The organism is Pyxidicoccus sp. M6, from assembly GCF_055568925.1.
Window position 1 is genome coordinate 2,323,964 of sequence record NZ_CM145714.1, and the last position, 16,107, is coordinate 2,340,070.

At 71.9% G+C, this 16,107-nt stretch carries 3 protein-coding genes; 2 read left to right on the forward strand and 1 reads right to left on the reverse strand.

Features of this window, described 5'->3' with window-relative positions; translation table 11 throughout:
• The first annotated feature begins 20 nt into the window (after window positions 1-20).
• Both ACVTJA_RS09695 and ACVTJA_RS09700 read left to right on the forward strand, forming a co-directional pair.
• A complete protein-coding gene (locus ACVTJA_RS09695; RefSeq protein WP_465835810.1) occupies window positions 21-287 on the forward strand; it encodes a phosphopantetheine-binding protein in 267 nt (88 codons plus the stop codon).
• 148 nt (window positions 288-435) lie between these two features.
• On the forward strand, window positions 436-12,102 hold the full coding sequence (locus ACVTJA_RS09700; protein ID WP_465835812.1) for an amino acid adenylation domain-containing protein: 11,667 nt from the start codon (window positions 436-438) through the stop codon (window positions 12,100-12,102).
• Between the two features lie 97 nt (window positions 12,103-12,199).
• Here the strand turns inward: ACVTJA_RS09700 and ACVTJA_RS09705 are convergent, their stop codons facing one another.
• Window positions 12,200-15,907: a type I polyketide synthase gene (locus tag ACVTJA_RS09705; protein ID WP_465835813.1), complete on the reverse strand. Its 3,708-nt coding sequence runs from the start codon at window positions 15,905-15,907 to the stop codon at window positions 12,200-12,202.
• Window positions 15,908-16,107 lie beyond the last annotated feature (200 nt).

Below are 16,107 nucleotides of genomic sequence, written 5' to 3' on the forward strand. Positions count from 1 at the left end.
GAGCGGTGAGGAGTGACAACGTGAGCAACGACCAACTCATCGCTCCGCTGATGGAGCGGCTGTCCAGCTACTGGCGCGAGCTGCTCGGGGTGGAGGCCGTCCGCCCGGAGGACCACTTCCTGGAGGTGGGAGGCAACTCGCTGATGGCGACGATGCTCGCCAACCGCATCGAGAAGGACCTGGGCGTCCAGCTCTCCATGGTGGACCTGTTCAACACGTTGGAGCACGTGGCCGCGCTGTGCGAGGAGCTGCTGCGCGAGCAGGGCGGCTCCATGCCGGCGGCCTGAGCCGTGTCGCCGCCATGACGGGCGCAGTCCTCGTGGCACCGCAGGGTGCCGCCCAGGCCCCGCGAAGCTCCGCCGATGACGGCCGGAGCCTCGGCGGGGCCTTTCACTTTCAGTATTCCCCCCAGACACGACACGAAGAGGTCCCGACATGAGCGCGCACGAGCCGAAGCCCACGGCCTCCCGGAGCCGCAGGCCGCCCCCGGTGGTGCCCGCGCCCAGAGGCGAGGCGACGCCGCTGTCCTTCGCGCAGCAGCGCATGTGGTTCCTCGCGCAGCTGGACCCGAAGGGCTACGCGTACAACGCGCCCTTCTTCGCGCGGCTGAAGGGGCCGCTGGACGTGGCCTCGCTGGAGCGCGCGCTGGCTGAGGTGGTGCGCCGGCACGAGGCGCTGCGGACGACGTTCGCGGAAGTGAATGGGCAGCCTTCGCAGGTGATTGCATCTGACACCGCGGTGCCGCTTCCGGTGGACTCGCTGGAGTCGTTGCCGCGCGAGGCGCGCGAGCGCGAGGTGGTGCGGCGCGCGGAGGAGGAGGCGCGGCTCCCCTTCGACTTGGAGTCGGGCCCGCTGCTGCGGGCGAGGCTGCTGCGGGTGGAGCCGGAGGAGCACGTGCTGCTGCTCTCGCTGCACCACATCGCGTGCGACGGCTGGTCGCTGAGCGTGATGGAGCGGGAGCTGCGCGAGCTGTACGCCGCGTTCCACTCCGGCGCCGTGCCCGTGCTCCGGCCCCTGCCGGTGCAGTACGTGGACTACTCGCTGTGGCAGCGCGGGTGGCTGAAGGGCGAGGTGCTGGATGAGCAGCTCGCCTGGTGGAAGGAGAAGCTGGCGGGAGCGTCGCCGATGCTGGAGCTCCCGTTGGACCGGCAGCGTCCGCCGGTGCAGTCCATCCACGGCGCGGTGCTGCACGTGCCCATGCCCGCGGAGTTGATGCGCGCGGCGCTGGAGCGCAGCCGGCAGGAGGCGGTGACGCCCTTCATGCTGCTGCTCGCGGGCTTCCAGGCGCTGCTGGCGCGCTACAGCGGGCAGCGTGACGTGGTGGTGGGCACGCCGATTTCGGGACGCAACCGGGGCGAGCTGGAAGGGCTCATCGGCTTCTTCGCGAACACGCTGGCGCTGCGCGTGGACGTGGAGGTGGAGGAGAGCTTCCGGAGTCTGCTGGGCCGCGTGCGCCAGACGTGCCTCGGGGCGTACGCGCACCAGGACGTACCCTTCGAGACGCTGGTGGACGCGCTGCAGCCCGTGCGCGACCTCAGTCGCTCTCCGCTGTTCCAGGTGATGTTCGTCCTGCAGAGCGCGCCGCCGCTGGTGCGGCTGGATGGGGTGCGGACGGAGGAGGTGGACTTCGAGCCCGGCGTCTCGAAGTTCGACCTGACGCTGTTCCTGCGAGAGACGGCGGACGGCTGGGTGTGCGTCTGGGAGTACAGCACGGCCCTCTTCGACGCGGCGACGGTGCGCCGGCTGGCGGAGCACTACCTTCACCTCCTGGGCGCGGCGCTGGCGCGGCCGGAGACGCGCGTCGTCGAGCTGCCGTTGCTGGGTGCGGAGGAGCGCGGTCGGCTCGTGAAGGAGTGGAGTGGCAGCATCGACTCCACGTACGCGCCGGGCCTGATGCACGAGTGGGTGGAAGCGCAGGTGGCGCGCACGCCGCACGCGGTGGCGGTGACGGACGGGCGCGAGTCGCTGACGTACGCGCAGCTCGAGGCCCAGGCGAACCAGTTCGCGCACCACCTGGTGGCGCTGGGCGTGAAGCCGTGCGGCACGGTCGGGCTGTGCCTGGAGCGCAGCAGCCTGCGAATGCCGGTGGCGGTGCTGGCCACGCTCAAGGCGGGAGCCGCCTTCCTTCCCCTGGACGCGAGCTACCCGGCCGAGCGCCTGGTGCAGATGCTGGAGGACACGGGCGCGCCGGTGGTGCTGGTGCAGGGAGGGCTGGAGGAGGCACTGCCGCGCAATCTCCAGGCGCGCGTGGTGCGGCTGGAGGACGAGGCGGAGCGCATCGGCGCGCGGCCCACGCACGCGCTGAAGCTGCCGCTGTCGCCCGAAACCCACTGCTACTTCGTCTACACGTCCGGGAGCACGGGCCGGCCCAAGGGCATCGTCATGTCCCACCGGGCCATCGGCAACCAGATGCGCTGGCTGCTGTCGCGCACGGTGGACCCGGCGGCGACGACGCTCCAGTTCGCGTCGCTGAACTTCGACGTGTCCTTCCAGGAGCTGTTCGGCACGTGGTTCCTTGGAGGCCGCGTGCTGCTCGTCAGCGCGGAGGCGCGGAGGGACCCGCTGGCCATGCTGCGCTTCATGCGCGAGCACCAGGTCGGTCGGCTCTATCTGCCCTTCGTCGCGCTGCAGGCCTTCTGCGAGGCAGCGCAGGGGGAGGCGCAGCTTCCTCCGCTGAAGGAAGTGGTGACGGCGGGAGAGCAGCTCCACGTGACGCCCGCCCTGGTGTCCGTCTTCGAGCGGCTGCCCGGGTGCGTGCTGGAGAACCAGTACGGTCCCTCCGAAGCGCACGTGGTGACGGCCTGGCGCGCGAAGGGCGCGCCGTCGACGTGGCCGGCGCTGCCGCCCATCGGTGCTCCCATCCACAACGTGCAGGTCTACGTCCTGGACGAGCGCGGTGAGCCGTGCCCGGTGGGTGTGGCCGGTGAGGTGTACGTCGGCGGCGCGAGCGTCGCGCATGGCTACCACGACCGGCCGGAGCTCACGGCGGAGCGCTTCCTCCCGGATGTGCTGAGCGGGCAGCCCGGAGCCCGGGTGTACCGGACGGGCGACAAGGCGCGCTGGTTGGCGGATGGCAGCCTGGAGTTCCTCGGCCGCCTGGATGGCCAGGTGAAGGTGCGCGGCTTCCGGATTGAGTTGGGCGAGGTGGAGGTGGCGCTGCGAGCGCTGCCGGGCGTGAAGGATGCCGCGGTGGTGGTGAAGGACGCGGATGCCGGCGCGAAACGGCTGGTGGGCTACGTGGTGCTGGGGGCGGACGCGGCGTGGGATGCCGAGGCGCTCAAGCGGCAGCTCGGACGACGCTTGCCGGAGTACATGGTGCCGTCGGTGCTGATGCGGCTGGAGGCGCTGCCGCTGGCGCCCACCGGGAAGGTGGACCGCAAGGCGCTGCCGGTTCCGGACTTCAGCCGCGAGGAGCTGGGCAGTGGCTACGAGGCCCCGCGCACCACGCTGGAGCGGCAGTTGGTGCAGGTCTGGGAAGAGGTGCTGGGCGTCCGTCCCGTCGGTGTGCGAGACGACTTCTTCGCGATGGGCGGGCACTCGCTGCTGGCGACGCGCGTGGTGTCCCGGCTGCGCGAGGTGCTGGGCCGAGAGGTTCCGGTGCGCCTGCTGTTCGAGTCGCCCACGGTGGCCGGGCTCACGGGGCAACTGCGCGAGCTGGCTCGAAGCGCGCCGCCACCGAGCCGTCCGCCGCTGCTGCCCGCGCCCCGAGAGGGCGAGCTGCCGCTGTCCTTCGCGCAGCAGCGCCTGTGGTTCCTGGGGCAGCTGGACACGGGTGGAGCCACGTACAACCTGCCCTTCGTCCTGCGACTCACGGGACGGCTGGACGTGGCGGCCCTGGAGCGCGCGGTGGCGCAGGTGGTGCGCCGGCACGAGGCGCTACGCACCACGTTCACGGAGGTGCAGGGCCAGCCGGTGCAGCGCATCGCTCCGGAGCTCGCGGTGTCCGTGCCGGTGGAGGACCTGGCGCCGCGCGATGGCGAGCCGGTGGAGGACGCGCTGCGGCGCCGCGTGGTGGATGCATTCCACGGCACCTTCGATTTGGAGCACGGGCCCCTGCTGCACGCGGTGCTGCTGCGGGTGACGGCCGAGGAGCACGTATTCGTCCTGGTGGTGCACCACATCGTGGCCGATGGCTGGTCCATGGACGTGCTGTGCCGCGAGCTGGAAGCGCTGTACGTCGCGAACGTGAAGGGGCAGGAGCCCGCGCTGAAGCCGCTCGCGGTGCAGTACGCCGACTACGCGGTATGGCAGCGCGACTGGCTGAAGGGGGAGGTGCTGCAGCAGCAGCTCGCGTGGTGGCATGAGCAGCTCGAGGGGGCGCCCTCGGTGCTGGAGTTGCCCGGAGACAGGCCGCGTCCGGCGGTGCAGACGTTCCGTGGCGCGAGCCTCCCGGTGAAGCTGCCCCCCGAGCTCTGCGCGGGCCTGCGCGAGCTGAGCCGTCGCGAGGGCGTGACGCCGTACATGACGCTGCTCGCGGCCTTCCAGGTGCTGCTGGCGCGCTACAGCGGGCAGTGGGACGTGGTGGTGGGCTCGCCGATTTCGGGACGCACGGCGAAGGAGGCGGAGGACCTCATCGGATTCTTCGTCAACACGCTGGCCCTGCGCGCGCGCCTGGATGCGCGTGAGTCCTTCCGCGCGCTGCTGCGTCAGGTGAAGGAGACGGTGCTCGGCGCCTTCGCGCACCAGGACGTGCCCTTCGAGAAGCTGGTGGAACACCTGCGCCCCGAGCGTGACTTGAGCCGCTCGCCGCTGTTCCAGGTGCTCTTCACCCTGCAAGGGGCTTCGCCCACCGTGACGCTGCCGGGCGTCACCGCGCGGCCGTGGGACTTCGCGAGCACCGTCGCCAAGTTTGATTTGGAGTTGCTGCTCGTCGACTCCGCGCCGGACGCGATTGCCGGCCAGCTCATCTACAACGCGGACCTCTTCGAGCCCTCCACCGTGGGCCGGATGGCGGACTGCTTCCTGGAGCTGCTGCGCGGACTGGTGGCCGAGCCGAACGCACGGCTCGGGGCTCTGCCGCTGCTGCCCGCCGCCGAGCGCCAGCGCGTCCTGGAGACGTGGAACGCCACGGCGGTGGACTTCCCGCGCGACGCCTGCGTCCACCACCTCTTCGAAGCGGAAGCCGCGCGGCGTCCCCATGCGGTGGCGCTGGAGTTCGGCGAGGAGCGTCTGACGTACGCGCAACTGGACGCGCGGGCGAATCAGCTCGCCTGGGCGCTGCGGGAGCGGGGCGTGGGGCCGGACGTGTTGGTGTCAGTGTGCCTGGACCGCTCCGTGGAGCTCATTGTGTCGCTGCTCGCCATCCTCAAGGCGGGAGGTGCGTACGTTCCGCTGGAGTCCAGCTATCCCGCGCAGCGCCTGGAACAGATGCTGGAGGACTCGCGCCCGCGCCTGCTCATCACCACGCGCGCGCTGCTCGGGCAGTTGCCGGCGCATGCGCTGCCGGAGTTGATGCTGATTGAGGAAGAGCGGCTGGAGTCGCGACCGGGACATGCGCCGCTCGCGGCGGTGGGCGGGCGGAACCTCGCGTACGTGGACTTCACCTCGGGAAGCACGGGGCGCCCGAAGGGTGTGGCCGTGGAGCACCGGGGGGTGCTGCGGCTGTTGTACGGAGCGCCCTACGCGAAGCTGGGTCCAGAGGAGACGTTCCTCCTCATCGCGCCCATCTCCTTCGACGCCTCCACGCTGGAGGTGTGGGGACCGCTGTGCCTCGGGGGCAGGCTGGTGGTCTTCCCGCCTCGCTCGCCCAGTGATTTGGATTTGCTGACGGAGGTGCTGACGCGGCACGGGGTGACGCTGCTGCACCTGACGGCGGGCCTGTTCAGCCAGATGGTGGACCTGCGCATGGAGGGGCTGCGCGGCGTGCGGCAGTTGCTCACGGGCGGAGACGTGGTGTCCGCGCCGCACGTGAGGAAGACGCTGGAGGAGCTGCGCATCCCGGTGACGGCCTGCTACGGCCCGACGGAGAGCACGCTCTTCACCTCCACACACCGGATGACGCGGCTGGAGGACGTGGGCTCGGCGGTGCCCATCGGCCGGCCCATCGGCAACACGCAGGTGTACGTGCTGGACGCGGGCTTCGAGCCCGTGCCCGTGGGCGTGGCTGGAGAGCTGTTCATCGGCGGAGACGGGCTCGCGCGCGGCTACCTGCGGCAGCCGGACGTGACGGCGGACCGCTTCATTCCCAACCCCTTCAGCCGGGTACCGGGAGAGCGGATGTACCGCACCGGAGACCTCGCGCGCTGGCGCGAGGACGGGGTGCTGGAGTTCCTCGGCCGGCGCGACAACCAGGTGAAGGTGCGCGGCTACCGCATCGAGCTGGCGGAGGTGGATGCCGCGCTGCTGCGCTGCCCCGGCGTGAAGGAAGGGCTCGTGGTGGTGCGCGATGGTGCCGCGGGCAAGCGACTGGTGGCGTACTTCGTCGAGCAGCAGGGCCAGTCACTGAGCGTGTCGCAGGTGCGCGAGTCGATGAAGGGCGGGCTGCCGGAGTTCATGGTGCCCTCGGCCTTCGTGAAGCTGCCCGCGCTGCCGCTGACGGCGAACGGGAAGGTGGACCGCAAGGTGCTGCCCTCGCCGGAGGCGGAAGGACTGAATGCGGGCGGAGCCTCCGCGCCTCGGACGGCGATGGAGGAGGTGGTGGCGGGCATCTGGGCGCCGCTGCTCGGCCTCGAGCGCGTGGGCCTGGACGACAACTTCTTCACACTGGGCGGGCACTCGCTGCTGGCGACGCGCGTGGTTTCGCGGCTGCGGGAAGTGCTCCGCCGCGACGTGCCCGTGCGCCTGCTGTTCGAGGCCCCCACCGTGGCCGCGCTCGCGGAGCGGCTGGAGGGATTGGGGGCACGGGAAGTAGAGCTCAACGCGCCACCGCTGGTGCCGGCGGCGAGGCAGGGCGCGCTGCCGCTGTCGTTCGCGCAGCAGCGGCTGTGGTTCCTGCGGCAGCTCGACGTGGAGGGCTATGCGTACAACCTGCCCTTCGTCCTGCGGCTGAAGGGACGGCTGGACGTGGCCGCGCTGTCGCACGCGGTGGCGCAGGTGGTGCGCCGGCACGAGGCGCTGCGGACGACGTTCACGGAGGTGCAGGGCCAGCCGGTGCAGCGCATCGCCCCGGACGTGACGGTACCCGTCCCGGTGGAGGAGCTGGACGCCCGGGATGGCGAGGAGCTGGAAGACGCGATGCGGAGGCGCGTGCTCGAGGTGACGCAGACGCCCTTCGACCTGTCGCACGGCCCCCTGCTGCGCGCGGTGCTGTTGCGCATGACGGCCGCGGAGCACGTGCTGGTGGTGGTGCTGCACCACATCGTGGCGGACGGCTGGTCCATGGGCGTGCTGTGCCGCGAGCTGGAGGCGCTCTACGCGGCCCGAGTGAAGGGCGGAGAAGCAGCGCTCGCCGCGCTTCCGGTGCAGTACGCCGACTACGCGGTGTGGCAGCGCGAGTGGCTGAGGGGCGGCGTGCTGGAACAGCAGCTCGCGTGGTGGCGCGGGCAGTTGGACGGAGCGCCCGCCGTGCTGGAGCTGCCGACGGACCGGCCTCGTCCGGCGTCGCAGACGTATCGCGGCGCGGTGTTGACGGTGAAGCTGTCTCCGGAGCTGAGCGCGGGCCTCAAGGAGCTGAGCCGCCAGGAAGGCGTGACGCTCTACATGACGCTGCTGGCCGGCTATCACGCGCTGCTCGCGCGCTACAGCGCGCAGTGGGACCTGGTGGTGGGCTCGCCGATTTCCGGGCGCACGGCGAAGGAGGTGGAAGGCCTCATCGGCTTCTTCGTCAACACGCTGGCGCTGCGCCTGCGCGCGACGGAGCGGATGAGCTTCCGTGAGCTGCTGCGCCACACGCGCGAGACGGTGCTCGGGGCCTTCGCGCATCAGGATGTGCCCTTCGAGACGCTGGTGGAGGACCTGCGGCTGGAGCGCGACCTGAGTCGCTCGCCGCTGTTCCAGGTGGCCTTCTCGCTGAACGGACCGTCACCCACGCCCGACCTGCCCGGCCTGAGCACGTCGGCGGTGGACTTCGACGCGGGGATGGCGAAGTTCGACCTCGCGCTGTCGGTGCGCGAGGACGAGGACGGCCTGACGACCTTCTGGGAGCGCAACGTCGCCCTCTTCGACGAGGTGACGGTGGCCCGCATGGCGGAGCACTTCCAGCGCCTGCTGGAGGCGGCCGTGGCGCTCCCGGAGGTCCTTCCGGGCACGCTGCCGCTGCTGAACGAGGCGGAGCGGCACCTCGTCCTCGTGGAGTGGAACGCCTACCGGACGGAGTACCCGCCGAACGTGCCCCTCCCCGAAGGGCTCGAAGTGCCCGACGAGCCGAGGCCGGAGGCACGCGTCTACGTGCTCGACGAGACGCTGGAGCCCGTGCCCGTGGGAGTGTGGGGCGCGCTGTGGCTCGGGGGCGCGAGGCTCGCGAGCGTGCCGACGCCGGAGCTCTTCGTCCCGGACCCGCTGAGCGGCGAGCGGAGAGGAAGGTTGTTCAGCACCGGCGTCTGGGGACGCTGGAGGCCGGGAGGCACGCTGGAGATTCGCGAGCGGCTCGACACGCCGGTGCGCGTGAAGGCGCCGCGCGAAGGTGCGCGCGGGACGGCCGTGCCCACGCTCGACGTCGCGAGGGCCGCTCCGGAGGGCTACGTCGCGCCGCGCACGGCGATGGAGCGCATCGTGGCCGACACCTGGGCGCCGTTGCTGGGCCTGCGGCACGTGGGCGCCGAGGACCACTTCTTCGAGCGGGGAGGTCACTCACTGCTCGTCATGCAGGTGGTGTCGCGGCTGAAGGAGGCCCTGGGCCGCGACGTGCCCGTGCGCCTGCTCTTCGAGGCGCCCACCGTCGCAGCCCTGGCGGAGCGGCTGCAGGCGCTGGTGAAGGGCGCCCCCGAGTCGCGGCGCAAGGCGCTGGTCCGCATGCAGGGGGAGGGGGACGCGCTGCCGCTGTCGTTCGCGCAGCAGCGCCTCTGGTTCTTCGACCGGCTTCAGCCGGAGAGCCCGCTCTACAACATCCCCCTGGCGCTGAGGCTGGAGGGGGCGCTCGACGTGCCGGCGCTGGAGTGGAGCCTCGCCGAGCTGGTGCGGCGTCACGAGTCGCTCCGGACGACGTTCCACCAGGGAGCGAAGGGCGCGGTGCAGTTCATCGGCGCCCCCGTGCCGCTGCCGCTGCCGGCGGTGGACCTGCGAAGCGTGCCCGACGCACAGCGGGAGGAGGAAGTCACCCGGCTGAGCAACGAGGAGGCGCGCCGGCCCTTCGACCTGGAGGTCGGGCCGCCGCTTCGCGCCACGCTGCTGCGTGTGGGAGACGCGGACCACGTGCTCGTGCTGGTGCTGCACCACATCGTGGCGGACGGCTGGTCCATGAGCGTGCTGTGCCGCGAGCTGGGAGCGCTCTACGCGGCTCGCGTCGCGGGCCGGGAGGCGGGGCTGGAATCGCCGCCGGTGCAGTACGCGGACTACGCGCTGTGGCAGAGTGAATGGCTGAAGGGCGAGGTGCTGGAGGAGCAGCTCGCGTGGTGGCGCGCGCAGCTCGACGGAGCCCCCGCCGTGCTGGAGCTGCCGCTCGACAAGCCGCGTCCGGCGGTGCAGACGTTCCAGGGCGCGTGGCACTGGGTGCACCTGCCGGCGGAGCTGAGCGCGGCGCTCAAGGAGCTGAGCCAGCGCGAGGGCGTGACGCTCTACATGACGCTGCTCGCGGCGTTCCACGTGCTGCTGGCGCGCTACAGCGGGCAGTGGGACATGGTGCTGGGCTCGCCGATTTCGGGTCGCACGACGAAGGAGGTGGAGGGGCTCATCGGCTTCTTCGTCAACACGCTGGCCCTGCGCGTCCGCGGGACGGAAGGGATGCGCTTTCGCGAGCTGCTGCACCAGGTGCGCGAGACGGTGCTCGGCGCCTTCGCGCACCAGGACGTGCCCTTCGAGATACTAGTGGATGCGCTGCGCCCGCAGCGGGACTTGAGCCGCTCCTCGGTCTTCCAGGTGGTGTTCGCCCTGCAGAACGCGCCGGCCTCGGAGCTGTCGCTACCGGGGCTGCGGTCGCGCCTCGTGGACATCGACGCGAAGACGGCCAAGGTGGACCTCGCGCTGTCGCTGCGCGAGTCGGCGGACGGGCTGGAGGGCGCCATCGAGTACAACACCGACCTCTTCGAGGTCTCCACCATCGAACGGCTGGGCCGGCACCTGGAGCACCTGCTGCGAGCCGTGGTGGCCGGGCCCGAGCGAGGACTGCGCGAGCTGCCGCTGATGAACGAGGCGGAGCAGGCGCGGGTGATGGCCTGGGGTGGCACCGAGGCGCCCTTCGAGGGTGACTGCATCCACCGCCTCTTCGTGGCGCAGGCGGCGAGGACGCCTGACGCGGTGGCGCTGGAGATGGAGGGCCAGACGCTGACCTACGGAGGGCTCGGCGCGCGCGTCAGCGCCCTGGCCCGCGTGCTGCGCCAGCGGGGCGTGGGGCCCGAAGCGGTGGTGGGCCTGTGCTTGGAGCGGAGCCTGGACCTGGTGGTGGGAATGCTCGCCATCCTCGAGGCGGGTGGCGCCTTCCTGCCCATGGACCCGGACCATCCTCCCGAGCGGCTCGCGTACGTATTGGAGAGTGCACGTGCATCGCTGCTGGTGACGCGCGAGCGGTTCGCATCGCGGCTGCCCTCCTATCGTGGCCCCACGCTGCTACTGGAGGAGGGCGCGGTGCCAGCGGTGGACGTGGAGGCTCGGCGGTCCGTGCACGACGTCACCCCTCGCAACCTCGCCTACGTCATCTTCACCTCGGGGAGCACGGGGCGTCCGAAGGGCGTGCTGCTGGAGCACCGGGGTCTGGCCAACCTCGTGGAGTTCGTGCGCGAGACGCTGGGGCTCGGGCCCGGGAGCCGGGTGCTGCAGTTCGCGCCGGTGAGCTTCGATGCGGCGGTGTGGGAAATCATCCCGGCGCTGCTGTGCGGCGGGACGGTGGTCCTCGCGCGCCGCGAGCAGGTGGTCCCGGGCGAGCCCCTGGCCGAGCTGCTCGTCCGTGAGCGCATCACCGTGGCCACGCTGCCGCCGTCGGTGCTCGCGGTGCTGCCGGACGTGACGCTGCCGGAGCTGAAGGTGCTGGTGTCGGCGGGCGAGGCGTGCACGGCGGACCTCGTGTCCCGCTGGGGCCAGGACCGCCGCTTCCTCAACGCCTACGGCCCCACGGAGAGCACGGTGTGCACCACGCTGGGCGAATGCCGTCCCGGTGAGCGGCCCCTGATTGGCGTGCCGTTGCGCAACCTCGTGGTGCGGGTGCTGGACGAGTCGGGGCGCATGGTGCCGCCCGGCGTCTGGGGCGAGCTGTGCCTGGGCGGCGTGGGGCAGGCGCGCGGCTACGCGGGCCGGCCGGACCTGACGGCGGAGCGCTTCGTGCCCGACCCCTTCCGCGACGGGCAGCGGCTGTACCGGACGGGAGACGTGGTGCGCTGGCGCGGCGACGGCCGGCTCGAGTACCTGCGGCGCGCGGACTCGCAGGTGAAGGTGCGCGGCGTGCGCGTGGAGCCGGCGGAGGCGCGGGAGGCGCTCGCGGAGCACCCCGGCGTCCGGTCGGTGGTGGTGATGGGGCGCGAGGACGTGCCCGGCGAGACGCGGCTCGTCGCGTACGTCGTGCCCGCGAAGGGAGAGACGCTGACGGCCGACGTGCTGCGCGCGTGGCTGCGGCGCTCGCTTCCGGAGCCGGCGGTGCCCTCGGCCTTCGTGGTGATGGACGACATCCCCCTCACCGCGCACGGCAAGCCGGACTGGAAGGCGCTGCCCGTGCCGGATGCGCACCGGCCCGTGCTGAGCAGCGGCTACATGGCGCCGGAGGAGGGCACGGAGAAGGCGCTGGCGCAGCTCTGGGCGGAGGTGCTGAAGCTGGACGAGGTGGGCGCGGGCGACAACTTCTTCGACCTGGGCGGCAACTCGCTGCTGCTCCAGGCGGTGCACGTGCAGATGGAGGCGCGCGTGGGACGCAAGGTGCCGCTGGTGGACCTGTTCCAGTTCCCCACCGTGCGAGCCCTGGCCGCGCACCTGTCCCAGGGCACGGCAACTTCGCAGGCTCCGGCACCAGCGGCCACGCCCGACCGGGAGGACCGCCTGCGCCGCCTCTCACGGCAGCGGCGCCTGCGTCCCGGCGCGGACTGAACCGCTCCGCCCCGTTCGGTTCAGAGGGGAGCGGCGCCGAGGCCCGATTTCTCGGCCTCGGCGGTGGTCATCGCCGACGGAACCTGCTTCGGCTGGCTCAGCGCAGCAGCCGCGCCAGCCGTGCGCCGAGCCCCGCCGCATGGGGAGGCTGCAGCATGGTGTTGTGGTCGCCGGGGACGCTCTCCATCCGAACCACCGCGCCCAGGCGCAGCCAGCCCAGCTCCCCGTCAGCGGGGATGCCCGGCGTGGGCTCGCTGGCGCGGAAGTACTGCAGCTCGCCGCCCTCCCATCGCGGGGGGACGTAGCGGTGCAGGGCCGCGCCATTCGCGCGCCACACGTCCATCTGCCGCCGTGCCTGGTTGAGGCTCGGGAACAGCGGCTCGGTGCCCGCCTTCCGTGCCCGCTCGTTGAGGAACTGGAGCTGCTCCTCCAGCGGCAGTCCGCGGAGCTGCTCCGCGGGCACCTCGTAGCGGACGAGGAAGGACAGCAGCTCGGCGTCGTCGTCGAGCCAGGCCGCGCGATGTCCCGGTACGGGTGAGTCGAGCAGCGCGCACAGGGGAACGGACTGTCCCTCGGCCGTGAGCCGGCGGGCCATCTCGTACACCACGAGCCCGCCGAAGGACGAGGCCACGAGGAGGTACGGCCCATGGGGTTGGACCTTCCGGATGGCGTCGAGGTAGTGCGTCGCCATCTCCTCCACCGTGGTGTGGGGCGTTACGCCCTCGGTCAGTCCCGCGGACTCGACGCCGTAGACGGTCCGCTCGGGGGCGATGCTCCGCGCCAGCTCGCGGTAGAAGAGCACCTGCCCGCTGCCCGCGTGCACGAGGAACAGCGGCGTCCCCCGCGAGCCGTCCTGCAGCTTCACGAGGCAACCCGGCTGCGCGGCGGGGGTGGCGTCCCGGGGCGCGCCCACCCGCAGCGCGAGCTGCGCCACCGTGGGCGCCTCCAACACCGTCTTCAGCGCGAGCGGTACGCCGAAGAGCTCCTCGATGCGCGCGCACAGCCGGAGCCCGACGAGCGAATCGCCGCCCAGCGCGAAGAAGTCATCGTGGACGCCCACCTCGTCGAGTTGGAACACGTGCCGGAAGCACTCGAGGAGCTTCGCCTCGATTTCGTCGCGAGCCGGCACCGCCGTGGCGGCCTTGCGCACGCTCCGGGGCGCGGCGGCCTGCCGGGGGCGCTCGTTCGCATCAATCCAGAACCGCTCGCGGTCGAAGCTGTACGTGGGCAGCGTCACGCGGCGGCGGTGCTCGCCGTCGCGGAAGCGCTCCCAATCCACGCTGACGCCCGCGAGCCATGCTTCGCCGAGCGGCGCCAGCAGGCTGCCCCGCGACAGCGTCTCCGTGAGGGTGGCGATGGCCGGCTGTGAGGCGCGCGCCGGATGCTGCCGCGCCAGCGAGGTGAGGGCCGTGCCCGGGCCCACCTCGATGAGCGCCCGCTCTCCCGACGCGAGCAACACGCCCAGCGCGTCGGAGAAGCGCACCGTCTCGCGCAGGTGACGGCACCAGTACGTGGGGTCCACGGCCTCGCGCTCGGTGAGCCAGCGCCCCGTCAGGCTCGACACCACGGGCAGCGATGGGGCGCGCAGGGAGAAGCGGGACACCACGCGCGCGAAGTCGGCCAGGTGCGGCTCCAGCATGGCCGAGTGCATGGCCCGCGTGGTGCGCAGCCGCTTGGACTCGATGCCCTGTCCCGTGAGCAGCGTCTCGAAGGCGGTCACCGCCTCCAGCGGGCCGGAGACGACGCACGCCGACGGCGCGTTGATGGCGGCCAGCGAGAGCCCTGCCGGGCCAAGCAGCGGCTCCACCTGGCCCACCGGAGCGAGCACCGCCGTCATGCCACCGGGCGGAAGCTGCTCCACGATGCGGCCGCGCGCGACGACGAGCTCCAGCGCCTCCTCCAACGTGAAGACGCCCGCGAGACACGCCGCCACGTACTCGCCCAGCGAGTGGCCGAGCAGCGCCTCGGGCTGGACTCCCCAGGAGCGCCACAGCTGCGCGAGCGCCCATTCACAGGTGAACAGCGCGGCGTGCGTCCACAGGGGACGGTCCAGCTCGCGGCTGGCGGTGTCGAAGCGCTCGGGCCCGGCGAACATCACCTCGCGCAGGTCGCTTCCGAGGTGACGGCGGACCTGCTCGGCGCACCGGTCGACGGCGTCGCGGAAGACGGGCTCCGCGAGCAGCTCGGCCCCCATGTTCACCCGCTGCGCGCCCATGCCGGGGAAGAGGAAGACGGCGCCGCGGCGCTCGGCATTTTCGAAGGCGGTGCGGGCCTTGTCGCCGTCCGTGGCGGTGAGCTTCGCGGCGGCCTCGTCCTTGTGGCCCGCGGTGACGAAGCGCCGCCAGCCGAAGCGGTTGCGTCCCACCTGGAGCGTGTGGGCCACGTCGGCCAGGGACTCGGGCGCGTGGCCCAGGTGCCCGGCCAGCTCGGAGGACATGCGCTCCAGGGCCGCCTCGGAGCGGGCGGACAGGAGCACCAGTTCCTCGCGTCGGCGAGGCGCGTCGGTGGGGGGCAGGGGCGGCGCCTCCTCGACCACGACGTGCGTGTTGGTGCCGCCGAAACCGAAGGCGCTCACCCCCGCGCGCCGGGGGAGCGGGCCGTCCCACGGACGCGGCTGGCTGACGACGTAGAAGGGACTGCCCTCCAGCTCCAGCAGGGGATTGGGCCGCGTGAAGTTCACGGTGGGCGGCAGCAGCTTGTTCTCGAGCGCGAGCACCGCCCGGATGAAGGCGGACACGCCGGCCGCGGCATCGAGGTGCCCGATGTTGGGCTTCACCGAGCCGAGGCCGACGGTGCCCGGCGCCACGCCGCGGAAGACCTGCTTGAGCGCGGTGACTTCGACGGGGTCTCCCAGGCCGGTGCCCGTACCGTGGGCTTCGATGTACGAGATGCTTCGCGGCTCGACGCCGGCCACCGCGTGCGCGCTGCCGAGGACAGCCACCTGTCCGGACACCGAGGGCGCGATGAAGCCCGTCTTGCCGCTGCCGTCGTTGTTGACGGCCGAGCCGCGGATGACGGCGCGGATGGGGTCTCCATCCGCGAGCGCGTCCGTGAGCCGCTTGAGCACCACCACCGCGACGCCGTTGCCGGGCACCGTGCCCGAGGCCTTCTCGTCGAAGGTCCGGCAGCGCCCGTCCGTCGAGGAGATGCCGCCCTGCTGCACGCGGTAGGACTCGATTTGGGGCGCCCGCACCGCCGCGCCACCGGCGACCGCGAGGTCACACTCACCCGCGAGCAGCGCCTGGCACGCGAGGTGGATGGCGGTGAGGGACGTGGAGCACGCCGTCTGCACCGTCACCGCCGGCCCGGTGAGGTTGAGCTTGTACGCGACACGCGTCGTCAGGAAGTCGGGGTTCGTCCCGAGCACGCTCTCCATCAAGTCACTCGAGCGCCGCTCCATGTTGGGCAGCACCTGCCGCAGCAGGTACGTGCTGAGCGTCGCGCCCGCGAACACGCCCGCGTGCAGCGGCTTCGAGCGCACCGCGTAGCCCGCGGCTTCGAGCCCCTCCCACGTGCACTCGATGAACAGGCGATGCTGCGGGTCGAGCTGCTCGGCCTCGCGCGGCGAGTAGTTGAAGAAGGCGGCGTCGAAGAGGTCGGCGTTCTCGACGATGCCCGCCGCCGCCAGCCAGCCGTCCTCCGCGGGCATGCCGGCCTTCGCGCGCTGCTCCGAGTCGAGGACGGTGATGGAGTCCACGCCCGCAGCGACGTTGGACCAGAAGCGGTGCACGGTGTTCGCACCCGGAAAACGCAGGGAGATACCGACGACCGCGATGGCTCCCTCGTCGAGCGTGGTCTCTTGCATGCTCTTGATTAGAGCACACACGGACAGACTGGCTAAACGCGACTAGTGCGCGAGAGTCGGAATGCACTCCAGCTTGAACACACCGGCTCACAGGGGTGTGTCGGGCGGGAAGGCCACCGACACATGGAGTGCCGACCTGCGCTCACTCCACGTGGAGCCGCGGACTGTGTTCCGGAGGGCGGCGCCGGAGACGGCGGCGT

What these genes read in the sequence shown, in the direction of transcription:
- ACVTJA_RS09700 (WP_465835812.1), top strand. Translation starts at nt 436, where the DNA reads ATGAGCGCGCACGAGCCGAAGCCCACGGCCTCCCGGAGCCGCAGGCCG.
- ACVTJA_RS09705 (WP_465835813.1), bottom strand. Translation starts at nt 15,907, where the DNA reads ATGCAAGAGACCACGCTCGACGAGGGAGCCATCGCGGTCGTCGGTATC.